Origin of the sequence: Bacillus marasmi, assembly GCF_902168435.1 — a bacterium.
GTDB classification, from domain to species: Bacteria; Bacillota; Bacilli; order Bacillales; family Cytobacillaceae; genus Bacillus_BU; species Bacillus_BU marasmi.
In genome coordinates this window covers 30,233-54,931 of the sequence record NZ_LR656171.1, presented here as the reverse complement: position 1 = coordinate 54,931, position 24,699 = coordinate 30,233, and the positions used below count along the sequence as shown (strand labels likewise).

Here is a 24,699-nt window from a genome sequence, read left to right as displayed (position 1 = left end):
TACTGATTTACCGGACAGCCCTTTTGTATTAATCATTACTGTGCTTGTTTAATTTGTACTTCTGTTGGTTCTGGTTTACGCTTTAAGAATTGCTTAATCATAAATCCTGGACCGTTCAAATGGAATAAGTATCTACATTCGATTACTTCCTTCATGAACGCTGCGAATTTACCTTTAATGACAACTGGTCCAACTTTACCAACAGCGTAACCACCGCCAATTGATGCAACGGAACCTTTATGGTGGTATTCAAATGCTTCTAGTTGTTCACCACGAATTGCAGCAACGATATTTTTTGCACAAACTGGAGCTTGTTGAAGGGCAACTTGTGCAGTCGGAGGAAGGGCAGTTTTTTCATCCTTCATGAACCATGCATTGTCACCGATACAGAATACATTATCTAACTCAGGCACTCGTAATTGCTTATCAACTGGCAATTTGCCACGAACAGTCTTTAGTCCAGCTTTTTCGAATAGCTCATGTCCGCGAACACCACAAGACCAAATCAAGGTTTTTGTCGGAATTTCAACTCCTGGAGCTACTTTAACATAGTTTTCAGTAACCTCTAGGATTTTAGTAGAGGTCATTACTTGAACTCCGCTTTCGATTAGTAGTTTGTTTGTATAATCAACAGCTTCTTTTTCGAATCCAGGCAATACCGTTGGAGCTGCTTCAATGTTGATGATTTTTACTTTATTGAAAGGCACACCACATGATTGGGCGATTTTAGGAAGCTTCTCAATTAATTCACCAATCATTTCAATTCCAGTGAAACCAGCACCTGCAACGGCGAAAGTTAAACGTGATTCATCTTGATCCTGCTTGTATAAAGAAAATTGCTTAATGATATGTGGGAAAACAGCTTTTGAAGTACGGAAGCTTCGTAGATTAAAGCCGTGTTCATTAACGCCAGGTGTTCCAAATGTTTCTACTTTAAAGCCAAGCGCAACAAGAAGGTAGTCGTAGCTAATTGTTTCTCCGCCTTCTAATAGAATCTGTTTGTGATCAAAATCTAGCGAGTCTACTGTGGCTTTTTTAAACGTGATTTTATTGCTATCAATTAAGTCACGGATTGGCATAGCGATTTTTTCATCTGAAGCTGTGCCAGCACAAGTTTTGTGTAATTGTGTAGTAACGTAATGATAATCATGCTTGTTAATTAACAGAACTTCAGCTTCATTTGCCTTCAGTTGTTTTTCTAAATTTTTTGCAGTCATAATACCGCCGTAACCTGCTCCTAGAATGACGATTTTTGGTTTACTCATGATAATCTCTCCTTTTAATTACCGTTAATGTGAAAGTATTCACATTTGAAAATAAAAATAAAAGTACTAAATAAGTGCTATAAAAAAGTTATTGTGAAATCATTCACATTTTAGTATGTATACATATTACGATATGTAATGCACTGATACAAGGTATTAATACTAAGTAAATGTGACAAATTGATTAATTCACAAAGATAAGAAAAGGAGGCTACAAAATGATTCTTAAACCTGCTGTAGCCTCCTGTTTGTTTTTATTATTTAACTGGTTCTTTTTCTTTTTTGCGCAGTGCTTCTGGAATATAAACGCAGTATGGTTCGCTCTCTAAATAATCACCTGTTGCACCGTAAGCACGGGAACGTGATCCACCACATACAAAACGGAATTCACAAACTCCACATTTTCCTTTGTAGTTGTTAGGGTCACGTAATTCTTTAAGAACTGGTGATTCACGGTAAATTTCTGCAAGTGGCTGTTCACGAACATTTCCTACAACAATCGGAAGGAGGCCACTTGGTAATACCTCACCAATATGTGAAACGAAAATGAAGCCAACACCATCGTTTACTCCTTTAGGAGCGCGCTTTAAGCCGTCAATTTTTGAAGCCATATCTTTAGTTAGTGTATCTTCGTAATTAATATCATGCTTATCAACACCATCAACATGCTCGCGTGCCTTTTGTTGGAATACGACGCGGCGGTAGTGTTGGGCAGCTGTTGTTTTAATATCGTAAGGCGCAGTTTTACTTAAATCGTATAACCAGCGGAATACTTTTTCATGCTCCGCAGGCGTAATACAGGCATCCTCTTGACCGCGGCCAGTTGGCACAAGCAAGAAGATATACCACATAATGGCGCCAAGTTCTTCAACTAATTTCGCCATTTCTTCTAGATGATCATAGTTATACCGTGAAATAACGGTATTGATTTGCAGTGGCATTCCAAGTTCGACTAATTGTTTGATTTTTTCAACAGTTAAATCAAAAGAGCCAGGAGTCCCACGGAATTGATCGTGAATTTCTGGTGTAGGTCCGTCTAAGCTGAAGCCCCATCGTGATAGACCAACCTCTTTTGCCTTGATCATTTTTTCCTTCGTTACATTATCAGTTGCACTCGGTACCATCGATACACGCATGCCTTTTTTTACTGCGTAATCAGCTAACTCGAATAAATCTTCACGCATCATACAATCCCCGCCAGTAAAGACTAGCATCGGGTTATTCATATCGTAGATTTGGTCGATAAGATTAATGCCTTCCTCATGTGTTAACTCGCGTGGATCTGGAGTAATCTGTGCATCAGCACGGCAGTGAACACATTTTAATTGACAGGCTCTAGTTACTTCCCAAATAACAATAAATGGATTTTCGTTATAATCAATCTGTGCTGAGGCTCCATGAGGGTGTCCGCCTGGATGTCCTCCAGGGTGTCCGCCCGGATGTCCTAAACTATGTGGATGCCCCATTCCATGTGGATGTCCATTCATATTTATCACCAAACCTTACTAGTTTTGTATTGCACCAATCACTATTGGCATGCAGTTTATCATTTTTATCCCTTACAAACTCATTATAAAGTGAGAAAAAACATAATGCCGGTAGTGGTTTTTACAAAATTGCTACAGAAATGAACCAATTTTGTGAACAAAACTATCACTATTTTTAAAATGAACAAAATGACCGAAAACTGGACATTGATTTGCTATGATTGATAAAATAAATAAGTTATTTTCTGAAAATTAAATTAACTCAACAGAAGGAAGAGTGTTCACTATGACTTATATAGAGAAAGGGTCAATGGATTACAAACACGCTAGTATTGCATTATTCATTGGTGCGTTTGTGACATTCGCGATCTTATACACAACTCAACCATTGATGCCGGTTTTTGCTAAAGAGTTTCATGTTTCAGCTCCAATTGCGAGCTTAACTTTGTCGTTGTCGACTGGCGTGATGGCGGTTTCCATGTTAATTGCCGCCTCACTTTCCGATTTAGTAGGTAAAAAAAGAATGATGGTATTCTCAATGTTCTCTACTTCTATCCTTAGTATACTAACGGCTCTGAGTCCAAATTTTGGGGTGCTGTTAGCTTTAAGGGCAGTGCTAGGAGTGGTTATTGCGGGAGTACCATCAATAGCAATGGCTTATGTCGCTGAAGAGTTTAATCCAAGTGGAATTGGCAATATTATGGGGCTATATATTAGCGGTACGAGCATTGGCGGAATGGCAGGGAGGATGTTGACAGGTGCAATCACTGATGCTTTTTCGTGGAGATTTGCGATACTAGCGATTGGCATGATTACTTTTGTGTTAAGTGTTTTGTTTATTTTCTTACTGCCGGCACCTAAAAGGCAAATGGTTATTTCAATTGACGACAAATTGGGCTGGCGTGTATATCTGGAGCATTTTAAAAATAAACAACTATTGCTGCTGATCATTTTACCGTTTTTATTAATGGGAAGCTTTGTCACGATATTTAATTATATTGGTTTTTTATTGGAACAAGCACCTTACCATTTAAGTCAGACCGTGATTGGCTTCGTTTTTATTCTGTATTTATTTGGCACGTTTAGTTCGGTTTACATGGGTAAAAAAGCTGATTTGTACGGTGCCAGTATCGTCTTAAAAATCAGCATTTGCATCATGCTGATGGGCGCGTTTACTACGTTACTTCCATTTTTGTTAGGTAAAATCATCGGGATATCGATATTAACATTCGGATTTTTTGCAAGTCATTCAGTGGCAAGCTCTTGGCTTGGCGATTTTGTCACAAAAGATAAAGCCCAAGCGTCCTCACTTTATCTTTTTGCATATTATTCTGGCTCAAGTATTGTTGGTTCTGTAGGTGGATATTTTTGGCAACATTACCATTGGGTTGGGGTGATTGGTTTTATCTCAATTTTGACTATGTCTGCACTCATTATCGTTTACGTAATCGAAAGAAGTAGTACTGTTGTTTCACCCTATCATTCAAATGTCCATCGTTACTGAGTGGTTAGCTTCTTTTAAATAATTGAAAAAACGTTTTGAAATAGCGTCGAAAGCCAAGGTTTATTTTCATAAAATCTTGGCTATATTTGCTAATAACCATTTTATTAGCGGAGGGGAATAGGGTTTGGAATCAACATTTTCTGAAATGGATTCAATCTTTCAAAGAACTAGAAACGCTTTAACTGATTTCAAAGGAATGATCACACCTATCATCGATAATGCTACCGATGACCACGAGCGTCTGTATTGGCACCATATTTATGAAGAAGAGGATCACCGCGATGATCGTTTAAATCTGCTCATGCCAAAATTGGAACAAATTGTATCTGAAGGAATTAATCTGACTGAAAAACATGGAGATTTTCTCCATCTGCTTCAGGATATTAGTTTGGAGAAGTTTGGCTTACACAATTTTCTCGAGCATTTAGACTTGTCACTTTTTCAATTTAAAGGAACAGAATTTGAACCAAAAATCCAGGAGCTTAGAGATTTTACATACGAGGATTATCAACGCATGAAGGGGATTTTGGATACACTGAATCAAGAATTTAAGGGTGGTATCCAATTTAATACCTCTATTCCGACTGATGAAAAAGAGGGAATAAGTGAGCAATTAAAAATTGCTGCATATGCCGGAGAACATGACCATGATCATGATCATGAACATCAACACCAAAGTACGGGAACTAAAGCTTTAGAACAGAATGTTTCTGGTGTATCCCAACCTTATGCGAAAAAAGGCTTAACTGTAGGTAGCTTGAAGCATTAATAATAGGAGTGAACGATATGGACAAAACAATAGCATTTCCAGAAGCACCATTGTTGAAAGAGGAATGGCATGAACTTGAACAAACTGTATTTGAAAGTGTAAAGAAGCAATTAGTAGGAAGAAGATTTATTGATATATATGGCCCGCTTGGAGAAGGGGTTCAATCAGTAACAAATGATATTTACGAGAATCCAGAATCAGGTGCGATAAGTTTTCATGGAGAGGACTCAGAATTATCGGTACCCACGCGTCGTGTCACATTAACGATTCCGATGCTGTATAAGGATTTTGTTTTATATTGGCGTGATATTCAGCAGGCAAAAACGTTAAGAAGCCCAATTGATTTTTCTGCATCAGCCAATGCAGCACAACAATGTGCTTTGCTTGAGGATGATATCATTTTTAATGGCTCCAAGGAATTTCATATTCAAGGCATTATGAATGTGAAGGGGAAGTTGTCTCATATTCGTAGTGATTGGATGGAATCCGGAAATGCGTTTAGCGATGTCGTGGAAGCGCGCAATAAGTTACTGAGAATGGGACATACAGGTCCTTACGCGCTTGTGTTATCACCGGAATTGTATGCGCTTGTGCACCGTGTTCATCAAGGCACACATGTGCTTGAAATTGAGCATATTCGTGAATTAATGACAGCTGGTGTGTACCAGTCTCCGATGATCAAAAGCGGTACAGGAGTTGTAGTCGATGCAGGTAAACAAAACCTAGATTTAGCGATTGCAAGCGACTTTGATACAGTCTTTTTAGACTTGGATAATATGAATTATCACTTCCGTGTCTATGAAGCAATCGTCCCAAGAATCAAACGCCCGACAGCCATCTGTACATTGGAAGATTTTAATGAGTAATAGCGAAAAGCGGAAGCGGCTCGTTTAGGGGTGAAATCAATTCGCAAAAAAAGAGGCTGACCTCTTGGCAGCCTCTTTTATATTATTTTATGCAATAGATACTAATTTCTTATCAGGATAGACAATAGTCGTATCAACTTCTTTATTAGCTACTGGTAGACCAATATCATCAATAATCATTTTTGCTTCCTCACGGAAAATAGGAGTTGGGCTGCCTTCATTTACTTCAAATAAGCGCTTTAGGTATCTCAATTTATCCATCGTTTTCATTTGCTTATAGGCTTCATTATTTAGTTCAAATATTTTTTTGTGCTTTGGTTCATGAAGTAAACCAAGCTCTGAAATATTGATGATTAGGTTTTGTCCATCGGCTGTGACGAAGCCGATAGAATAAATTGAAAGACCAATATAATCGATATTCGTAATGACTGCATGGTGGTAGGTTTCACCAGTGCGAAGACGAAGAGTTTCAACCTCGATTGCACCACCAACTTTGCGTTCGTTTACAATCACTTTATGAATATCCTTTAAACCATTGATTTGAAATTTCATGTTGTCAGCCTCCTATGAGAGGATAGATTTTTTTAAATAAAATTTAAGTTTTATCAGTGATAACCGTTATCATTTTCAAGTATGGCTTTATTCTACAATGATAATCATTATCAGTCAATACAATTAATGGTGTCGATTTTGTTAATAATTTATTTTGTGAAAATGGAGGGATGAGATTGGAGAAAAAATTAACGATTGGTTCATTAAAACCGGGAGTAAGAAAGCCTTCAACACAAAGTAAATCCATTGTCATTACTAAAAACAAATTCAAGGAATTAAAACGGATCTTGGAAATTGAACAAAAGCAGAACTATTTCAAATTTGAAATATATCCTGGTCAAAATATCCTTGAAGCGGCGCTCGAGAGCGGCGTAGGGTTGGATTATAAGTGCAAAAAGGGCACGTGTGGCAAATGTACGCTAAGAATTGTTAATGGGCAATCCTATCTAACACAGCCAAATCAAGCAGAGGCAAAAAAACTCGAAAGCCTCGTCCAAAAAGGCTATCGACTAGCCTGCCAAGCATCAGCGCAGTAAAGCGGTGGGGGACTGTCCCCCACCGCTTTACTGCGTTTCTGTAGTAGAAAGTGATTGTGTATTATTTGAGTCTTTTAAAAATTTCAAAAATATTGTAGAATGGTGTCGAGGGTTTTGCGCCAAAACGCTTTAAAGCGGTTGGGTAATAAAAACAATTATTTTAGAAAAACATCGATTGGTTTGCTTAAATGACGATTCATTGAATACCTTACATCCGGATTCGGCATAACGATAAATAAGTAGGAGTGGGGAAATGATGTCAAAAGTTAAGTTTTATTCAGGGGAAAATGTGCCTTTAGAGATGCACAAAGTGCGGATTGTTCAAAAGTTAAACTTACCGCCGATTGAACGCCGTCTCGAAGCGATGGAGGATGCGGGCTACAATACGTTTTTATTAAAAAATGTCGATGTATTTATGGATATGCTTACTGATAGCGGTGTTAATGCGATGAGCGACAAACAGCAGGCTGCTATGTTAGAGGCCGATGACAGCTATGCTGGTTCAGCTACTTTCACAAAGCTAGAAAATAAACTAAAAGAAATCTTTGGGAAGGAATATTTCCTTCCAGCACACCAAGGTCGTGCCTGTGAGAATATCATTTCACAAGCCTTCGTAACAAAAGGCTCGATTGTGCCGATGAACTATCACTTTACGACAACTAAGGCGCATATTGTTTTAAACGGTGGCCGAGTTGAAGAAATTTTTATGGATGAAGCTTTAAATACGGAAAGCACGAACTTGTTTAAAGGGAATATGAGTATTGCTAAACTAACTGACCTGATTGAAACAAATGGTGCTGATAAAATTGCTTTTGTTCGCTTTGAAGCTGGTACGAACTTAATTGGCGGACAGCCTTATGCCGTTGAAAATATGCGTGAGGTTCGTAAAGTTTGTGACGAGCATGGGATTATGCTTGTACTAGATGCGAGCTTATTAGCAGATAATCTTTATTTTATTAAAGAAAGAGAAGAAGCTTATAAGGACAAGAGCATTAGAGAAATTACCCGAGATATTGCGGACCTTTCTGATATTATTTATTTCTCTGCTCGAAAATTAGGCAGTGCACGTGGTGGCGGTATTTGCACAAGTCGAAAAGATCTTTACATGAAAATGCGCGAATATATCACGCTTTATGAAGGCTTCCTAACCTATGGTGGGATGTCTGTTCGCGAAATGGAAGCATTAACGGTTGGTCTGGAAGAGACGATGGATATCGAGATGATCAATCAAGGGCCGCAATTTATTGCCTATATGACTGAAGAATTGTTAAAAAGAGGCGTTCCCGTTGTAACTCCGGCTGGTGGTTTAGGCTGCCATATCAATGCTTCGAAATTTGTGGAGCACATACCACAAACAGAATATCCAGCGGGTGCCCTTGCTGCAGCATTGTATATTGTCAGTGGTGTACGTGGAATGGAACGCGGCACCTTGTCAGAACAAAGAGACGAAGATGGTAATGAGACATTATCGCAAATGGAATTGGTTCGCTTAGCGATGCCTCGTCGCGTGTTCACACTTTCTCAAGTAAAATATGCTGTGGACCGTGTGGCTTGGCTTTATGAAAATCGCCATTTAATCGGCGGTTTGAAGTTTGTGGATGAGCCTAGTGTATTACGATTTTTCTTTGGAAAATTAACGACGACTTCCGACTGGCAAACAGAATTAGTCGCCAAATTCAGAGCCGACTTTGGCGATAGTTTGTAAATCTTAGATAAATAAATGTGGCAGAGGACTGCGATCCTCTGCCACAGCAAAGCGGTGGGGGACTGTCCCCCACCGCTTTACTGTGTTGAAATGTTTTTTCATCTTAATATTTGAGAAGATTCGCTTGTTTCAGTTTTTAATTTTTGAAAAGATACTCATATAAGAAGGGTTTTTTGATATAGGGGAGGAAGTTGACATGGGAAAGCAGGGAGTTATTGAGGCTGTTGTAAGTGAGGTAATTGAAGAAACTGCACAGGTGAAAAGATTTCGGTTAATTTCCTCAACAGATTTACCATTGCCAAGATTCAGTGGTGGTGCTCATATTACTACTTATATAGAAGAGAGTAACGGAGCACTAATTGAACGTCATTATTCATTAACCAGTCATCCAAAAGAGGTTGATTACTATGAAATTGCTATTCAGCGTAATCCACTTTCAAAAGGGGGATCTGTGTTCTGGCATGATCATGTTCGAAAAGGGACAAGGCTTGAAATAAGTCTACCCAAAAATCATTTCCATCTTAGCTTCAGTGCCAAACACCATGTTTTCTTTGCAGCCGGAATAGGGATAACGCCATTTATAGCGATGGCGGCAGATTTAAAAAGACAAGGAAAGACATTTGAGCTTCATTATGCAGCACGTTCACAAAAAGACTGTACTTTTTATGATTGGCTTAAGAAAAATTATCCAAATGAGACTCATTTTTATTTTACAAAGGAACAAAGTCGCATGAGCCCGGAGATAATGAAAAAGCTGCTTATCGGAACACATGTTTATTTCTGTGGCCCGGAAACGATGGTACGAGAGTTTACAGATTCAGCCCGTTCATACGGCTATCCAGAAAAAAGCATCCATTTTGAATTGTTTTCCCCACCTGATTTCGGACCTGCTCATCCATTTGAGGTAAAACTGGCAAAAAGTAATCAACTTTTACAGGTTGGAGCAGAGGCTAGTCTTTTGGAGGTTCTTCTAAAAAATGGGGTTGATGCTCCTTACTCCTGTAAAATTGGCGGGTGTGGCAGCTGTGAGCTAGAGGTTCTGGAGGGCACAGTTGACCATCGGGATGTGTACCTTTCTGATGAGGAGAAAAATCAAAAGAATGTAATTCTCACATGTGTTTCGCGTGGGAAATCAGATCGTTTGATATTGAAACTTTAACGAAAGCTGAATATGCTTATCAAAAGCGACCGGGTAAATCCGGTCGCTTTTGTAGCCTCATTTATGAATTCTTAACCAAGACACTACCAAACTATTATCACAATAACGAAATATAATGCTTAGTTGTTGGACCAGGCTCGGTCGAATCGCTTAGCATATTCAACGCATCGTCTACTTTAATTCTTCGAAAGGTTTCCTCCACCCAATCATCAACTACCAACCCGTCTCTTGCGTTACATATTTCTTGATAAAACTCAGACGAAATACCTTTCGTTCGTTTCAAGGAATCTCTAACGTATGTTTCAGCTTGTGACCTATTTCGAATCCGAACATCGTCGTTTTCCACTCTACCATTTGCGGCATAAGCTAATGCGCTTTTAATCCGAAGTTTGGCGTTTGTGACCGTTTCACGAAGAAAGGTAGCTTGATTTGGTGACATATCTTCTACTATCAATCTTGTAATACCTCGATCGTTAATCGCCTCGAGTATTTGCTCAGGATCGTTTTCAACTATAACTTCCTTATGGGGCGGCCAAACATCGAGCCAGTAGTGATCCATATGCCAATGATTAATATGGAATGCAAAGTAATCCGGATAAATCCAAAGCTTATCTTTTTCGGCTCCTAATAGAGGTCGATGAAAATCATAAAATTTTGTAATTGCAGCCATGAGCAAACTGCTAGCTCCTGCGCTGCCTCCAGGGCTACGGAGAACAATTCCAATTCTGTCGGTTTCGTTAAAATCAGGAAAAATATCTTCAAAGCTGGCTTCATGATTATTTACTGAAAATGTAAACTGCGACAAATTTAGAGAATTAGTAGTATGCAATAAGATTCACTCTCCTTTTAATTTTGTGTTATAAATCATTACATAAATAAAGATAAAGCTGTAGCAAGGAATCTCGGGAATTGAGAAAAAGTCAAAATTATGTAATGAAAGCTAACATTGAATTGGCGAGAAGTAATAATTTTTAAAAAAATGCGGTCTTTTGTGAGGGTTTCTTACAGATTATTTGGATTCATCTCACTGTTTGGGAAAATCGATTTTCGCATTGGTGATATTTATGAGAATATAGGGTCAACCTAATAAGAATATTAAAAATATTCAGAAATTAATAGGTAAAATTCATACTAGGAGTGGTGGGAAATGAGTAAAAAAACAGCATCCAACACAGTCGAGTACAACTATTTAAGCGTGGAGCCGGGTATCCAACTAATCAAAGCTGGGACTTACGTCAAAAAAGAATTGAATGGTTTATTAGGGATTCCTGCACTAAAGAGTCAAATTATTGACGTACCGATTTGTTCAAAAGAAAACGCGCTATCTATGGGATATTTTTCAATGCAACCTTCAGAGGACTTTGAGTTTACCTACACTTACCTAGAGGTAAAGGTCATTATTAAAGGGAAAATTGTTGTCCGAGATCTACAAGGTACCAAATATGTTGCAGAAGCTGGAGATGTACTGGTGTTTACGCCTGAAACCACAGTTATTTTTGACAAAGATAGTGATGGAGAAGCAATTTATACTGGTCACCGTTTGCCAGAGCCATCATTTATGTAATCTAAAAAAATTTTCCGTTTACGGTGTCGTGATGAATCCAATCGGCCATTAAACACAGGGTGGTCGATTGGAAAATTTTTATATAGGGGTGAGGAGAATGGCTGTAGAAAATCAAATGTATCAAGAAGGGGTAATGGAAATTCCAAGTTGGTGGAAATGTCCAACTGGATACGAAAGTTTGCAAATGGCAGCACATGAATTAGGTCGGAATGAATTGTTGGAGCGAGCGGAAATTTCTGATCGCAATAGCTGCTATCCTTCTGAAAGTCTAAAGGCAATTGCCAATGCTGGCTGGGGTGCGGTAACTATTCCAATCGAAGATGGTGGTCTTGGTAAAGGGATCACAGGCTTTGCGGTTTTAGCAGAAAGCTTCGCCCAGTATTGTGCATCTTCAACCATGTGTTGGGTTATGCACAATGCGGCTGTTCAAACCCTTTATTCAGCGGGTACAAAAGAACAGCGTAAGCGATTTATACCTGGTGTTTTGAACGGGGAAATTGGCGCACTAGCCTTCAGTGAACCAGCAACTGGTGGACATTTTTGGAATGTGGTGAGTTCTGCACCTCGCATGGGACAGGGGTATGTGTTAAATGCTGATAAATCCTTCGTCACAAGCGCCGGTGAAGCGGATTGGTATATTGTTTGCACTAGTTCACAAGATAGTAAAAATGAGGATAAACTAATGTTTTTGCTTGTAGATAAAAATCAGGATGGTGTCAACTATTTCCCATATTCAGCAATGGGATTGCGCGGAAACTCAAGTGGTCCAATGACATTTAGGGACGTCTATGTGCCTAGTGAAAATCGAATTGGCACAGAGGGTGGAATGCTTTATTACAACGATAATGTCATCGACCCGTTGTTTCTATTGGGAACATCAGCCTGCTGGATTGGCATTGCTCAAGGCGCACTGAATGCTGCGTTAAAAGGAGCTAAGACAAAGGTTCATGCTGACACAGGTTCTGCTGTTACAGGGTATCAAGTCATAAGACATGAACTAGCTAAAGCGCAAATCCAAATTGATTGTGCGAGAAGTATGCTGTTTAGGGTAACGGAGGAGATGGATCGTGTCTTAGCGAGTGGAGAAGAACTTTCTACTTGCTTGTATCCGCTATGGGAGTTGAAAACATTAGCGGCAGATATGGTAATTGGCGTGACCAATCAAGCGATGCAAATTTCAGGAGGAAGAGGCTATTTAACTGGTCAAATTGAAAAGTTTGTCCGTGACGGCCGTGCTGGAGCATTAATGGGACCAACAAATGAAATTTTGCGTGAATGGATTGGTCGAACTTTAATTGAAGTGCCATGGCTAGAATAGGGGTCATCCCATTTTTAAAAAAACAACTGCCAATGACTATTTTTAAGAAAGGGGATTACAATGAGGAATTTATTAAAAGGAAAATTCTCGCTGTTACTCATGCTAACCTTTGGCGTTTTGTTTCTGTTTCCAATCGGAGCTTTGGCACAAGGGGAAAGTGTCACAGTAGATACTGGTGATACTACTTGGATTTTCGCAGCAACAGCAATTGTGATGTTTATGCATATTCCCGGCCTCGCCCTTTTCTATGGCGGTTTAGTTAGCGAAAAGAATGTAGTGTCGACGATGATGCATAGCTTTGTTAGTCTCCTGGTGGTCACGATTGTATGGGTACTCTGGGGCTACAGTCTTACATATGGTACAGATATTAACGGTATCATTGGAGGACTAGATTATCTTGGCTTTAACAATGTCGGTACGGAAGCAACCTTTGGAACTTTAACAATTCCTCATTATTTATTTGCGATATTCCAAACCTTGTTTGCAGCCATTACTGTGGCAATCGTCTCAGGTGGTATTGCTGGGAGAATTTCATTTCCAGCTTGGATCCTATTTGCGATTCTTTGGCCAACTTTTATATATGCCCCAATGGCTCATTGGGTTTGGGGGGGAGGTTGGCTCTCAGGAATCGGTGAATTGGATTTTGCCGGCGGTACAGTTGTCCATGTGTTGTCTGGTGTAAGTGCATTGGTAGCAGCGCTGATGATTGGACCAAGACATCGGAAAAATAAAGGAGCACCTCACAACATCGTGTTGTTTCTAATCGGTGCAGCAACACTATGGTTCGGCTGGCTGACCTTTAATGGCGGCAGTGCCCTTGCTTCTGGCGGCTTGGCCTCTCTTGCAGTGGCTAACACCCAAGTGGCAGCAAGTGCTGGTGGACTTGGATGGTTAGTTGTTGAATGGATAATACGAAAACGCCCAACTTTAGTCGGAGCAGCAACTGGTGCCATTTCAGGGTTAGTTGCGATTACACCAGCAGCAGGCTATGTAACGGTTTTATCTGCGATAATTATCGGCTTTACTGGTGGGATGGTCTGTTATTACGGAGTTAACTTTATCAAAGCTAAGTTCAAATATGATGATACCTTGGATGCATTTGGGGTTCACGGACTTGGTGGAATTTGGGGGGCATTATTAACTGGCTTCTTTGCGACAAAAGATGTAAATCCTGCTGGTGGAAACGGTTTGTTCTATGGTAATCCGGAGCAGGTGCTTCATCAGCTAACGGGAATTGGAGTGACATTAGCACTCGCTACAGTGGGAACCTTTTTAATTTTAAAATTCATCAGTCTATTTACGCCTTTACGTGTTTCTGAAAAAGAAGAATTGCTTGGCCTTGATCTGAGTGTCCATGAGGAACTAGCCTATAATCTTACTACGCAACCAACAACAGCAAACATACCAACAACAAAACCTGGTATCATGCCCGATCAGCCAATCAGTGGATAAAAGAAAGTAAGTAGAAGCAAGGGGGGAAATGATGCAGATACATCCAGTTCATGCGTTGCATCTATTTTCATCAATCGTGACGGTTGGAGCTCTTGATGGGGTCCATTTAGGACATCAAGCATTAATTAATGGGGCGAAATGCCGAGCAAACAGCCTCGGTGTTCCGTTAGTTGTGTATACATTTGATCCTCCACCAAAGGTATTATTTCAAGGAGTTCAACCATTAACAACGATTTATGAAAAGCTTAGTAGATTAGAATTACTTGGTGTTGACCATACAGTGGTGGCACCCTTTAATGAACAGTATGTAAATCGTTCTGCTGAGAGTTTTCTTCATGAATTAAGTCAGTTTATGCCGGTGGAAATCTGGTCAGGTCCTGATTTCCACTTCGGAAAAAATAAGCGGGGCGATATTCAAACCCTGAAGGAGAAATATGAGGTTCAAGTGGTTAGTCCTGTTAGATGTCAACAAGGAGAGGCAATTTCCTCAAGTCGCATCCGCAGGCTCACTTCACAAAAGAGGTATATGGAAGCAGATGTCCTTATGGGCTGGTCAGTTCAAGGATAAGAGGTTAAGACCGTTTCTGTATAGTGACTTTTAAAAAATTAACCAAAAAGTTTGTATGAGAGGAGTATATCGATGGTAAATTCGGAAATTGTCAATTCTATCGTGATTAAAAATGAGCAGCCGCAGATTACTAGATTCCCCTTCCCGTTTAAAAGTGATTCCTATCGTTACTCAAATAACTCTGTCAGCTTGGAATCTGGTCAAATTGTTACAATCACTCCAGAGTACTTTGCTGAAATCGGGATAAAACGTCACTTACTTACTACTGTACACCATCGATCCTATCAATCATTTTCACATTCACTCGAGGCTCAATGGGAATGCATGGAGATGATCATTGATGAATTATGTGCAAATTACCCCGATTATTTTACTATTGAAAAAGATGGAAATCACTGGATTTTTGTAAATCATTTGTTAAATGAAACCATAGCGTTTATTTTTGGCGACAGCTCTTCATTGCCTTATGAGCCACTTGATTTTATTGGAAGACATGTCCAGGAAGATTTATTTTATATATCCCAAAGAGACGGGGATTTATATATGGATGCTGGTCAGCTTTGTTTTCCAGCAAATTGGTCGATTGCCTTTGATGCGGGAATGACCTTTACTGAATGGCATTCGCCTGTCCCTCATTTTTCCGATAGTGGTATGGCTGAGAAGGTGAAGAAGTTCTTGATGAAGATGGAAGCAGGTAAACCTTGGACCCGCCTGAATTGGACGTTAACAGTTGAATCAATTCTTGATACTTTTCCGGAAACCTATGCCGAATGGGGTGTGAAAAAGGATCAAATCTCGCCTCAAAATGTCGGCAAGCTTGTTCACCTTAGAACAGAGGATCAACGACTATTCCGAATGCCAGGCAGTAATGGTATATTATTCAGCATTCATACCCATCTTCTTCCAGTGTGTGAATTACCGAAAAATCCAGCATGGCTAAAGCGTTTTTATCATGTATTGTTAGATTTACCGGAATATATGGCAGATTATAAGGGGTTTAGCTCATATAAAGCAAAACTATTAGCGTATTTAGAAACAGAAATTTCTAAACTTCAAGAGAGTAGGTGAGAAAATGTGAAACAGGAGCTGCTAACGATTTTTCTTTCGCAGAAAAAGCAAAAGGATCATATTATTGAAAAATTAACGCCAAAGATCAGTAGCGCTGTCCATCTTGTTTCTGATTTTTCAGAGGAAGATATACTCCCCATCCTTAAAAATGCTACTATGGGGTCAAAGTTAGTGTTGATCGGCGAATGGGAATTGGTCATGAGATTGAAGCGACTTGCCGTCACGACAGGATTTTCAGATGAGGAAATCATCATCAAGGGTCTCGGAGATAAGGAAGAGCAAGTATTTTGTGTGAAATGCTATCAGCATAGTCAAAAAACAGAAGCGAAGGTGATTACCTGTCACCATTGCGGTCAAACTTTAGAAGTCTCAAAGCACTACTCCAAAAGGCATGATGCTTATTTGGGATTTATCAGTTTGTAAGTTTGTATGTAATAAAAACTTAACTAGCAAGAAATCAAACACTCCAGGATAAAATGAATCCTGGAGTATTTCTATTAGCTGCTTTGCATCTGAAAGCTTGGTCGTTCTTTTACATATTGATAAATATTGATTGCTAAATGAATATTGAAGATTTGTTTATTGTCCATTAAATCGACTGAGAGAATTTCTTCGATTCGCTTTAGACGGTAGTTTAAGGTGTTTGGATGAATATGAAGGGCATCAGCTGTTTTCTTGATATTCTGGTTTTGATCAAAATATACAAACAAGGATTGTAATAACTCAGCTTTGCGAGTTCTTTCATATTCAATTAGTGAGCCCAGTACCTCGTGAGTAAAATCTACTAATTCCTCCTCTGAGTTTTGCAGAATAAATCGTTGTACGCCTAGGTCGGTATAACAAAGGACATTGTCCTCGAAATGATAGTTTTCGATAAAATTAATACATTTTGTTGCATCCTTGAACGATTGATGACCATAAATTAATCCAGATTTAACCCGCCCAATTCCAATCGTTCCGTCAAGGTCATATTTAACTTGTATTTCCTTTAAATACGTTTTTGCCAACGCTTTCAATTGAGAAACGATGGAAGACGCAGACATCTTGCTATCATATGATAGTAGAACAACGATTTGTTGGTCAATTGGAACGGCCATTCCATGCGGATTAAATTGAAGGAAATTTTGATTCGCGAAATGAAGGAGGTTCCTCATCATATTCTCGCGATTGATTTTAAGCTTATTCGAATCGCCAAAATTAATCATCAAGGTTACATAATTTCGATTTGGATCTAAATTTAAATTTTTCGCTCTTTGCAGCAAGGTTTCATCCATTTGTCCGGATAAAAGCTTGCTGACAAAATCCCCGCGTAATCTCTGCTGCGTATCGAATATTGCCTGCTCCTTTACAAGCTCTAAAGAAATAACGGTACAGGCATGCTCTAGAGCTGCAATATCAAGCTGAGCCATTCGCTTTTTGGATAAAATTAACAAAATCCCTAAATTCTTAGGTTTTGAGCCAAGTGATAAGGCAATGAGTTGATATGATTCTCCATACAATTCGATATCTGTTACTGAACGAGAATTTTCAATTGAAAGGATAAATTGGATTGCTTGCAGCTTTATGTAATTCAGAGCATCTGGTGAAAGTGAAGAATCATAAGCTGAAGCGATTAACTCACCTAGATCATCAAATAGGAATGTTGGTTCACCAATTGTACTTTGGATATAGCTCATAATTGATTGTAAGCCTTCACCGTTTAATACGAGATTAGCTAGATTGGTATGAGCGTCGATAGATTTAGTTAGCATTTGTACCGTTTTTTCTTTTTCCTGATAAAGGCTTGATTTATCTAGGGCAATGGCCGCCTGATGGGCGATAGCCTCTAGTAAATTAATATCCTCTTGTTTAAATGTTAACGAATCTTGAAACGAATCTAATGTAATGACACCGATACATTCACCTTTTAATTTAATAGGAGAAGAGATGACCGACGTGAAATGAAAGTTATTGGCAATAGACTGATCTAATAATTCTCGATTATGAGGTTTTAATGTTGTCAGCGCTTTTTTGATTTCCTCAGCATTTGGGTAATGAAGTCCTCTTTCAGCAGCAAATGTCATACCAGTCATAGACTCGCCCGGTTTAAGACGAATTTGTCTGAAAATATGCGGATAAAAATTTCCTTGTGCGGACTGGGCAACGAGGTAGTCTTCTTCTTTATTATATAACCAAAAAGAGCCTCCACCTGCTGCCTCAACAACAGAAATCGTTTCAATCATAATGGAATCAATAATCGTATCGATATCGAATGACGAGTTAATGACGTTGGAAACATGGATTAATGACTTCAACTGACGGTGTGTTAACGTATCTTGCAAATTCTATCATCCTTATCTGTTGTGGTATTTATATTACATATTTTTACTAAAATTCATTTTTGTGTAAATTACACAAAATTCTGAAAATATATTCAGAGGATTAAACATAGTATTCTAATTTCTAATTGTTATAATTATAAGAAAGTTTTGAAAATAAAGAAAGGAGTTGATATATAAGGATTTGTGAGGTGTTTTGACAAAATCCTTTATCGTTTTCATTAGGAGATATTATTATTTTGCTACAATATGCGAGATTATGTCGAAAGAAGTCAGAATATTAAGAAAAAGGGGATGTAAATAGATGAACTTTGAATTAACAAAAGAACAAGAAATGATCCGTAAACTTATTCGTGATTTTGCAGAAGCAGAGGTTGCACCAGGTGCCGACGATCGTGACCGTACAGGAGAATTCCCGAAAGAGATTTTTGCGAAATTGTCTGAACTAGGTATCATGGGTCTTCCATTCTCAGAAGAATATGGTGGTGGCGATGCCGATACAACAAGCTTTGCAATCGTCGTTGAAGAATTAAGCCGTGTATGTGGGTCAACAGGGATTACATATTCCGCTCATATCTCACTAGGCGGAGCTCCACTTAACTTATTTGGTACACATGAACAAAAGCAAAAATACTTAACTCCAATTTGTACAGGCGAATCTTTCGGAGCTTTTGGATTAACTGAGCCAAATGCTGGATCTGACGCATCTGGTACTCAAACAACTGCAGTACTTGATGGTGATGAGTGGGTGCTTAACGGTTCTAAATGCTTCATTACGAATGCAAGCTATGCGAAACATCTTGCAGTAACAGCGGTAACTGACCGTTCAAAAGGCATTAACGGAATCTCAGCATTTATCGTTCCAACTGACGCACCAGGTTTCACTGTCATCAGCAATTACGAAAAAATGGGTCTTCACTCTTCTAATACAACTGAATTAATTTTGGAAAATGTACGCATTCCAAAAGAAAACCTTTTAGGAGTAGAAGGAAATGGCTACAAACAATTCTTAGCTACTCTTGATGGTGGACGTATCGGTATTGGTGCAATGGCTGTCGGTCTTGCTCAAGGGGCTTTTGAGAAAGCGCTTCAATATGCACAAGAAAGAAAACAATTCGGTAAAAGCTTATCAAACTTCCAAGCAATCCAATTTAAATTAGCAGATATGGCAATGTATATCGATCTTGCTAGAACAGCAGTTTATAAAGCGGCATGGTTGAAAGACCAAGGTAAAAACTTCAAAAAAGAAGCAGCATATGCAAAGCTATTTGCTTCTGAAATCTGCATGAAGGTTTGTGATCAAGCAGTACAAATCCACGGAGGTTATGGCTACATGAAGGAATACCAAGTAGAACGCTTCTTCCGTGATGCGAAATTGCTTGAAATTGGTGAAGGTACATCTGAAGTTCAACGCATGGTAATTGCGAAACAAATTGGCTGTTAATCTCTTATGTCTTAAGCATCCATAAGGTTGCGAAAACTATAAATTTTTTCAATCTAAATAAAAAATTTAAATAAGAGGTGGAACTTCAAAATGGGTGAGATTTTAAAGATTTCGGTTGGTAAATTGCTTGAAAAGGTTGCGAAGGAAAGACCAGACCATGAAGCGTTGGTTTATCCAGATCGTAATCTCCGTTATACGTATAAGCAGTTTGATGAGCTTTGTCGGAAAGTCGCAAGAGGATATATGAAGCTCGGTTTAGATAAGGGCGATCATATGGCGATTTGGTCAACGAATTATCCTGAATGGGTTACAACTCAATTTGCTACAGGAAAAATGGGTGCTGTTCTAGTTACAGTTAATACTAGCTATCAATCAGCAGAACTAGAATACCTATTAAAACAATCGGACTCTACTACCTTAGTTTTGATGGAAGAGTATCGCGGAACCTCTTATATCGATACACTTTACGAGATTGTTCCTGAATTGAAGACTTCAGAACCAGGTCAATTAAAATCAGAGAAGCTTCCATTCTTAAAAAATGTCATTGTGTTAAGTGAAAAACGCTACCCAGGTATGTTCAACTGGTCTGATCTCTTAGAAATGTCAAATGAAATCACCGAGGAACAACTAGATGCAAGAATGTCTACACTTGAGGCAGATGATGTAATCAATATGCAATATACATCAGGAACAACCGGATTTCCTAAAGGGGTTATGCTCACCCATAGTAACCTAGTAAATAATGCAGTGAACGTAGCTGCATGTATGAATTTAACGCATGAGGATCGCATGTGTATTCCAGTACCGTTCTTCCATTGCTTTGGATGCGTACTTGGAACTCTCACTTGTGTAACAGTAGGGGCAACAATGGTTCCTGTTCAAGAATTCTCTCCGTTAGAAGTATTAAAAGCTGTTGAAGCTGAAAAATGTACGGCATTACACGGAGTTCCAACGATGTTTATTGCTGAATTAAATCATCCTGAATTCTCAAAATTTGACTTATCTTCATTGCGAACAGGAATTATGGCTGGCTCCACTTGCCCGGAAGAAGTCATGAAAGCTGTAACAGAAACAATGGGAGCAAGTGAAATTACCATCACTTATGGTCAAACTGAATCTTCTCCAGGAATTACGATGACAAGAACGAATGATCCACTTCATTTACGTGTTGCATCAGTTGGTAGGGCTATGCCGGAGGTCGAAGTGAAAATCGTTGATCCAACAACTAATGAAGAAGTTCCGTACGGAGTTTCAGGTGAGCTTTGCACAAGAGGCTACCATGTGATGAAGGGATATTATAAAAATCCTGGTGCAACTCAAGATGCTATTGATGAAGAAGGCTGGTTGCATACTGGTGATATCGCTGAAATGGATGAAAACGGCTACTGCAAAATCACTGGTCGTCTGAAAGACATGATCATTCGTGGCGGTGAAAATATTTACCCGCGTGAAATCGAAGAATTTTTATATACACATCCAAAAGTACTTGATGTTCAAGTTGTTGGTGTTCCAGATCCGAAATTCGGTGAGGAAGTCATGGCTTGGGTTCAATTAAAAGAAGGCGAAACTGCTACTGTTGAAGAAATCAAAGAATACTGTAAGGGGAAAATCTCACGCTTTAAGATTCCTAGATATATTGAGTTTTGTGACTCATTCCCAATGACAGCATCTGGAAAAATCCAGAAGTTTAAGCTTCGAGAAAATGCTGAAAAAGTATTGAACGTACTTAAATAATATAGAAACGGGTGAAAATCAATGTTCAATAAAGTTCTAATCGCTAATCGCGGGGAAATTGCAGCTCGAGTAATGCGCACATGTAAAGCGTTAGGGATTTCTACTGTAGGTGTATATTCAGAAGCTGATGCAGAGGCGCCTCATGTGAAATTGGCTGATGAAGCTTATTTCATTGGTGGCTCCCGCGTATCTGAAAGCTATTTAAATATCGAAAAGATTTTAGAGGTTGCAAGACTTTCAGGTGCAGAAGCCGTCCATCCTGGTTATGGTTTAGTATCTGAGAATGCCGAATTTGCTCGGCGCTGTGAGGCGGAAGGACTTGTTTTCATCGGTCCTTCTCCAGAAGTTATATCGCAAATGGGCTCAAAAATTGAATCTCGTAAAGCAATGGAGGAAGCAGGTGTTCCTGTTGTTCCTGGAATTACTTATCCATTAGCTGACGCTGAAGAAGCGGTTCAAGTAGCAAACACATTTGGCTATCCAGTGATGCTTAAAGCATCAGCTGGTGGCGGCGGAATTGGCATGCAAGTCGTTAAAAGCGATGATGAAATCCGCAAAGCATTTGAAGGAAACCGTAAACGTGCGACCGATTTTTTCGGCGATGGAGCGATGTATGTTGAGAAATACGTTGAAAACCCACGTCATATCGAAATTCAAATTTTAGCAGACGGTCAAGGGAACACGGTATATCTCTGGGAACGTGAATGTTCTGTACAACGTCGCCATCAAAAAGTCGTTGAAGAGGCTCCATCATCATTCATCTCTGAAGAAACTCGTCAGAAAATGGGGCAAGCAGCTGTAACGGCAGCTAAGGCAATAGGCTATAAAAATGCAGGAACAATTGAGTTTCTAGTTGATGAACAACAAAACTTCTATTTCCTAGAAATGAACACTAGATTACAGGTTGAACACCCTGTAACAGAAGAAATCACAGGCTTAGATTTAGTTGAGCAGCAGCTTCGCATCGCCTTTGGTGAAACACTGCGCTTCAACCAAGACGATATTAAGCGCTATGGCCATGCGATTGAAGTGCGAATTTATGCGGAGGATCCAAAAACCTTCTTCCCTTCACCAGGAAAAATCACCAAATTGGTGTTGCCTGAAGGTGCAGGAATCCGCCATGAGTTGGCAGTCCATGATCAATCAGCTGTCACTCCGTTTTATGATCCGATGATTGCGAAACTCATCGTAAAAGGAAGCAACCGTGAAGAAGCAATCGAAAATATGCAGGCAGCATTAGAGGGTTATGAAGTAGAAGGAATTAAGACGAATATCCCAATGCTTAAGGAAGTCATTGCCCATGAGGCTTTCCGTAGTGGTGATACACAAACGAACTTTGTGGAAAAGCACCTACAACCCCAAAAAAAATCCGCAAAAAGCGTGAAATAGGAGGAAATCAAGATGAATGAAGTATATGCAAGCATGGCTGGAAACGTATGGAAGGTATTAGTGAAGCCAGGTGACGTAGTTGAAGAAGGTCAAGATGTTGTCATCTTGGAATCTATGAAAATGGAAATTCCAATTTCTGCAGAAGTCGATGGAACAGTTAAAGACGTAAAAATTAACGAAGGTGATTTCGTTAACGAAGGCGATATCATTGTAGAAATCGAGGAGTAATCCACACTGCAAACTTTTTGAAAGAAGGTGGAAGACAGATGAATTGGCCGCAAAATGTCACGATAAAAGAAGTAGGCCCAAGGGATGGATTGCAAAATGAAAAAGCATTCATTCCAACGGAAGATAAAATAGCTTGGATTAATCAACTGTCCGAAACAGGATTAAATCATATTGAAATTACTTCCTTTGTAAATCCAAAATGGATTCCAGCACTTTCAGATGCCGTTGCAGTTGCAACCGGGATTACCCGCGCGAAAGGTGTTACCTATTCGGCACTCGTTCCAAACCAGCAAGGTTTGGAGCGGGCCTTTGCCGCTAACATAGATGAAGTTGCTGTATTCATGTCATCAAGTGAAACTCATAATTTAAAAAATATCAATAAATCTATCGATCAAACCTTTCCAATATTAAAAGCAATCGTCCAGGATTCTATTACAGCAGGAAAGCAAACAAGAGGATATGTCTCAACCGTATTTGGTTGTCCTTATGAAGGAAAAGTAGACATCGAGCAAGTTGTTCGTGTTTCAGAAAGCTTATTCGAAATGGGAATCGATGAGCTATCACTCGGGGACACAATCGGTGTGGCAAATCCAAAGCAGGTCGTGCAAGTCTTAGAGGTATTGTTAAAACGTTTTCCTCCAGAAAAATTAGCGATGCACTTCCATGATACACGCGGAACAGCCTTAGCCAACATTTTAGTTTCATTAGATATGGGAATCACTACTTTTGATTCTTCAATCGGTGGTTTAGGTGGCTGCCCGTATGCTCCTGGAGCAAGCGGAAATGTTGCCACAGACGATTTGATTTATATGCTACATGAAATGGAAATTCAAACAGGTATCAATCAAGAAAAGCTTTTAAACGCTTCAAGATTTATTCAAGAGAAAATTGGAAAACCGTTACCAAGCCGGAGCCTTCAGGTAGCATGTTCCACTGTAGGTTAGGATTGATTTTTAGGAGGGAATATTCATGGGGAATCCTGTGTTGGTTACGAAAAAAGATAATGGAATCGCAATCATTACATTGAATCGGGCAGAAGCGGCAAACGCTTTGTCCGTGCAAATGTTAAAAATACTTCAAGAAACAATCAATGATATCAAATTCGATAAAAATGTACGCTGCGTGATTATTACAGGAGCTGGCGATAAAGCATTCTGCGCTGGAGCTGATTTGAAAGAACGCGCTGGAATGAATCCGGTTGAAGTTCGCAAAACAGTCGCGTTAATTCGCGGTAATATCAATGCAATTGAAGCACTACCACAGCCGGTAATTGCAGCAATCAACGGTGTTGCCTTTGGTGGTGGAACGGAGCTTGCGCTTGCATGTGACATTCGCATTGCTTCAGAAACTACGAAAATGGGCTTAACTGAAACATCACTTGGAATTATCCCTGGAGCAGGCGGCACACAGCGTTTACCCCGATTAGTAGGAAAAGGTCGTGCCAAAGAACTTATTTTTACAGCTAGACGAATTGATGCTTGGGAAGCACGAGAAATCGGCTTAGTCGAGTACGTAACACCAGCAGGCTCGTTGCTTGAAAAAGCAATGGAAGTAGCCGGACAAATTGTTAAAAATGGTCCAATCGCAGTAACTCAAGCAAAATTTGCTATTGATAAGGGTTACGATGTTGATCAAAATACAGGTCTTTCTATTGAACAAAACGCCTACGAAATTACCATCCCAACAAAAGACCGTCTAGAAGGCTTACAAGCATTCAAAGAAAAAAGACCACCTGTATACATAGGTGAATAAATAGATAGGTAGAAGAGACGG

23 protein-coding genes are annotated in these 24,699 nt (G+C 39.4%); 18 read left to right on the top strand and 5 right to left on the bottom strand.

Annotated features, from left to right (window positions below; genetic code table 11):
- Positions 1 to 35: 35 nt before the first annotated feature.
- Positions 36 to 1,265: an NAD(P)/FAD-dependent oxidoreductase gene (locus FXW34_RS12010; RefSeq protein WP_147534245.1), complete on the bottom strand. Its 1,230-nt coding sequence runs from the start codon at positions 1,263 to 1,265 to the stop codon at positions 36 to 38.
- A gap of 257 nt (positions 1,266 to 1,522) precedes the next feature.
- Positions 1,523 to 2,731: a TIGR04053 family radical SAM/SPASM domain-containing protein gene (locus FXW34_RS12005; protein ID WP_246141031.1), complete on the bottom strand. Its 1,209-nt coding sequence runs from the start codon at positions 2,729 to 2,731 to the stop codon at positions 1,523 to 1,525.
- Between the two features lie 307 nt (positions 2,732 to 3,038).
- Here FXW34_RS12005 and FXW34_RS12000 point away from each other — a divergent pair, with 307 nt between their 5' ends.
- From FXW34_RS12000 to FXW34_RS11990, 3 genes are all read left to right on the top strand, one after another.
- Positions 3,039 to 4,256 carry an MFS transporter gene (locus FXW34_RS12000; RefSeq protein ID WP_147534244.1) on the top strand — a complete coding sequence of 406 codons (1,218 nt, stop codon included), beginning with the start codon at positions 3,039 to 3,041 and terminating at the stop codon, positions 4,254 to 4,256.
- A gap of 124 nt (positions 4,257 to 4,380) precedes the next feature.
- A complete protein-coding gene (locus FXW34_RS11995; protein ID WP_147534243.1) occupies positions 4,381 to 5,025 on the top strand; it encodes an IMEF encapsulin system ferritin-like cargo protein in 645 nt (214 codons plus the stop codon).
- 17 nt (positions 5,026 to 5,042) lie between these two features.
- Positions 5,043 to 5,891 (top strand): family 1 encapsulin nanocompartment shell protein, encoded by an 849-nt coding sequence (locus tag FXW34_RS11990; protein ID WP_147534242.1) that lies wholly within the window; start codon positions 5,043 to 5,045, stop codon positions 5,889 to 5,891.
- Between the two features lie 87 nt (positions 5,892 to 5,978).
- Here the strand turns inward: FXW34_RS11990 and FXW34_RS11985 are convergent, their stop codons facing one another.
- Positions 5,979 to 6,443: a hypothetical protein gene (locus FXW34_RS11985; RefSeq protein WP_147534241.1), complete on the bottom strand. Its 465-nt coding sequence runs from the start codon at positions 6,441 to 6,443 to the stop codon at positions 5,979 to 5,981.
- 176 nt (positions 6,444 to 6,619) lie between these two features.
- Here FXW34_RS11985 and FXW34_RS11980 point away from each other — a divergent pair, with 176 nt between their 5' ends.
- The 3 genes from FXW34_RS11980 to FXW34_RS11970 all read left to right on the top strand — a co-directional run bounded on the left by FXW34_RS11980 (position 6,620) and on the right by FXW34_RS11970 (position 9,843).
- Complete coding sequence (locus FXW34_RS11980) at positions 6,620 to 6,979, top strand: 2Fe-2S iron-sulfur cluster-binding protein (RefSeq protein ID WP_187118932.1); 360 nt, start codon at positions 6,620 to 6,622, stop codon at positions 6,977 to 6,979.
- Positions 6,980 to 7,235: 256 nt separating this feature from the next.
- The gene (locus FXW34_RS11975; RefSeq protein WP_147534239.1) at positions 7,236 to 8,684 is read left to right on the top strand and encodes a tryptophanase; all 1,449 of its coding nucleotides are present in this window, start codon (positions 7,236 to 7,238) and stop codon (positions 8,682 to 8,684) included.
- Positions 8,685 to 8,880: 196 nt separating this feature from the next.
- Positions 8,881 to 9,843: a PDR/VanB family oxidoreductase gene (locus tag FXW34_RS11970; protein ID WP_147534238.1), complete on the top strand. Its 963-nt coding sequence runs from the start codon at positions 8,881 to 8,883 to the stop codon at positions 9,841 to 9,843.
- A 97-nt stretch (positions 9,844 to 9,940) separates the two neighbouring features.
- On the opposite strand, the gene FXW34_RS11965 is transcribed toward FXW34_RS11970, so the two are convergent.
- Positions 9,941 to 10,672: a hypothetical protein gene (locus FXW34_RS11965; protein WP_147534237.1), complete on the bottom strand. Its 732-nt coding sequence runs from the start codon at positions 10,670 to 10,672 to the stop codon at positions 9,941 to 9,943.
- 318 nt (positions 10,673 to 10,990) lie between these two features.
- Here FXW34_RS11965 and FXW34_RS11960 point away from each other — a divergent pair, with 318 nt between their 5' ends.
- From FXW34_RS11960 to FXW34_RS11935, 6 genes are all read left to right on the top strand, one after another.
- Positions 10,991 to 11,407, top strand: coding sequence for a cupin domain-containing protein (locus FXW34_RS11960; RefSeq protein WP_147534236.1), 417 nt, complete (start codon positions 10,991 to 10,993; stop codon positions 11,405 to 11,407).
- 97 nt (positions 11,408 to 11,504) lie between these two features.
- On the top strand, positions 11,505 to 12,725 hold the full coding sequence (locus FXW34_RS11955) for an acyl-CoA dehydrogenase family protein (RefSeq protein WP_147534235.1): 1,221 nt from the start codon (positions 11,505 to 11,507) through the stop codon (positions 12,723 to 12,725).
- A gap of 60 nt (positions 12,726 to 12,785) precedes the next feature.
- On the top strand, positions 12,786 to 14,177 hold the full coding sequence (locus FXW34_RS11950; RefSeq protein ID WP_147534234.1) for an ammonium transporter: 1,392 nt from the start codon (positions 12,786 to 12,788) through the stop codon (positions 14,175 to 14,177).
- Positions 14,178 to 14,208: 31 nt separating this feature from the next.
- Positions 14,209 to 14,745, top strand: a complete 537-nt coding sequence (locus tag FXW34_RS11945) for an FAD synthetase family protein (RefSeq protein ID WP_147534233.1) — start codon at positions 14,209 to 14,211, stop codon at positions 14,743 to 14,745.
- Positions 14,746 to 14,817: 72 nt separating this feature from the next.
- Complete coding sequence (locus tag FXW34_RS11940) at positions 14,818 to 15,813, top strand: heme-dependent oxidative N-demethylase family protein (RefSeq protein ID WP_147534232.1); 996 nt, start codon at positions 14,818 to 14,820, stop codon at positions 15,811 to 15,813.
- Positions 15,814 to 15,819: 6 nt separating this feature from the next.
- Positions 15,820 to 16,236 carry a dimethylamine monooxygenase subunit DmmA family protein gene (locus FXW34_RS11935; RefSeq protein ID WP_147534231.1) on the top strand — a complete coding sequence of 139 codons (417 nt, stop codon included), beginning with the start codon at positions 15,820 to 15,822 and terminating at the stop codon, positions 16,234 to 16,236.
- Between the two features lie 74 nt (positions 16,237 to 16,310).
- Here the strand turns inward: FXW34_RS11935 and FXW34_RS11930 are convergent, their stop codons facing one another.
- Positions 16,311 to 18,134, bottom strand: coding sequence for a helix-turn-helix domain-containing protein (locus tag FXW34_RS11930; RefSeq protein ID WP_147534230.1), 1,824 nt, complete (start codon positions 18,132 to 18,134; stop codon positions 16,311 to 16,313).
- Between the two features lie 301 nt (positions 18,135 to 18,435).
- Here FXW34_RS11930 and FXW34_RS11925 point away from each other — a divergent pair, with 301 nt between their 5' ends.
- From FXW34_RS11925 to FXW34_RS11900, 6 genes are all read left to right on the top strand, one after another.
- Complete coding sequence (locus tag FXW34_RS11925) at positions 18,436 to 19,575, top strand: acyl-CoA dehydrogenase (protein ID WP_147534229.1); 1,140 nt, start codon at positions 18,436 to 18,438, stop codon at positions 19,573 to 19,575.
- 90 nt (positions 19,576 to 19,665) lie between these two features.
- The gene (locus FXW34_RS11920; RefSeq protein ID WP_147534228.1) at positions 19,666 to 21,309 is read left to right on the top strand and encodes an AMP-binding protein; all 1,644 of its coding nucleotides are present in this window, start codon (positions 19,666 to 19,668) and stop codon (positions 21,307 to 21,309) included.
- Between the two features lie 21 nt (positions 21,310 to 21,330).
- Positions 21,331 to 22,698: an acetyl-CoA carboxylase biotin carboxylase subunit gene (locus FXW34_RS11915; protein WP_147534227.1), complete on the top strand. Its 1,368-nt coding sequence runs from the start codon at positions 21,331 to 21,333 to the stop codon at positions 22,696 to 22,698.
- Positions 22,699 to 22,710: 12 nt separating this feature from the next.
- Complete coding sequence (locus tag FXW34_RS23355) at positions 22,711 to 22,926, top strand: acetyl-CoA carboxylase biotin carboxyl carrier protein subunit (protein ID WP_147534226.1); 216 nt, start codon at positions 22,711 to 22,713, stop codon at positions 22,924 to 22,926.
- A gap of 38 nt (positions 22,927 to 22,964) precedes the next feature.
- Positions 22,965 to 23,870, top strand: coding sequence for a hydroxymethylglutaryl-CoA lyase (locus FXW34_RS11905; RefSeq protein WP_147534225.1), 906 nt, complete (start codon positions 22,965 to 22,967; stop codon positions 23,868 to 23,870).
- 25 nt (positions 23,871 to 23,895) lie between these two features.
- Positions 23,896 to 24,678 (top strand): enoyl-CoA hydratase, encoded by a 783-nt coding sequence (locus FXW34_RS11900; RefSeq protein ID WP_147534224.1) that lies wholly within the window; start codon positions 23,896 to 23,898, stop codon positions 24,676 to 24,678.
- The last annotated feature ends 21 nt before the right edge of the window (positions 24,679 to 24,699 follow it).

Bases quoted from the DNA above. Each gene is read 5' to 3' on its own strand.
- FXW34_RS11915 (WP_147534227.1), top strand. From the start codon at position 21,331: ATGTTCAATAAAGTTCTAATCGCTAATCGCGGGGAAATTGCAGCTCGA.
- FXW34_RS23355 (WP_147534226.1), top strand. From the start codon at position 22,711: ATGAATGAAGTATATGCAAGCATGGCTGGAAACGTATGGAAGGTATTA.
- FXW34_RS11900 (WP_147534224.1), top strand. From the start codon at position 23,896: ATGGGGAATCCTGTGTTGGTTACGAAAAAAGATAATGGAATCGCAATC.
- FXW34_RS11925 (WP_147534229.1), top strand. From the start codon at position 18,436: ATGAACTTTGAATTAACAAAAGAACAAGAAATGATCCGTAAACTTATT.
- FXW34_RS11970 (WP_147534238.1), top strand. From the start codon at position 8,881: ATGGGAAAGCAGGGAGTTATTGAGGCTGTTGTAAGTGAGGTAATTGAA.
- FXW34_RS11955 (WP_147534235.1), top strand. From the start codon at position 11,505: ATGGCTGTAGAAAATCAAATGTATCAAGAAGGGGTAATGGAAATTCCA.
- FXW34_RS11905 (WP_147534225.1), top strand. From the start codon at position 22,965: ATGAATTGGCCGCAAAATGTCACGATAAAAGAAGTAGGCCCAAGGGAT.
- FXW34_RS12010 (WP_147534245.1), bottom strand. From the start codon at position 1,265: ATGAGTAAACCAAAAATCGTCATTCTAGGAGCAGGTTACGGCGGTATT.
- FXW34_RS11945 (WP_147534233.1), top strand. From the start codon at position 14,209: ATGCAGATACATCCAGTTCATGCGTTGCATCTATTTTCATCAATCGTG.
- FXW34_RS11950 (WP_147534234.1), top strand. From the start codon at position 12,786: ATGAGGAATTTATTAAAAGGAAAATTCTCGCTGTTACTCATGCTAACC.
- FXW34_RS11940 (WP_147534232.1), top strand. From the start codon at position 14,818: ATGGTAAATTCGGAAATTGTCAATTCTATCGTGATTAAAAATGAGCAG.
- FXW34_RS11960 (WP_147534236.1), top strand. From the start codon at position 10,991: ATGAGTAAAAAAACAGCATCCAACACAGTCGAGTACAACTATTTAAGC.
- FXW34_RS11975 (WP_147534239.1), top strand. From the start codon at position 7,236: ATGTCAAAAGTTAAGTTTTATTCAGGGGAAAATGTGCCTTTAGAGATG.
- FXW34_RS11920 (WP_147534228.1), top strand. From the start codon at position 19,666: ATGGGTGAGATTTTAAAGATTTCGGTTGGTAAATTGCTTGAAAAGGTT.
- FXW34_RS11985 (WP_147534241.1), bottom strand. From the start codon at position 6,443: ATGAAATTTCAAATCAATGGTTTAAAGGATATTCATAAAGTGATTGTA.
- FXW34_RS12005 (WP_246141031.1), bottom strand. From the start codon at position 2,731: ATGGGGCATCCACATAGTTTAGGACATCCGGGCGGACACCCTGGAGGA.
- FXW34_RS11990 (WP_147534242.1), top strand. From the start codon at position 5,043: ATGGACAAAACAATAGCATTTCCAGAAGCACCATTGTTGAAAGAGGAA.
- FXW34_RS12000 (WP_147534244.1), top strand. From the start codon at position 3,039: ATGACTTATATAGAGAAAGGGTCAATGGATTACAAACACGCTAGTATT.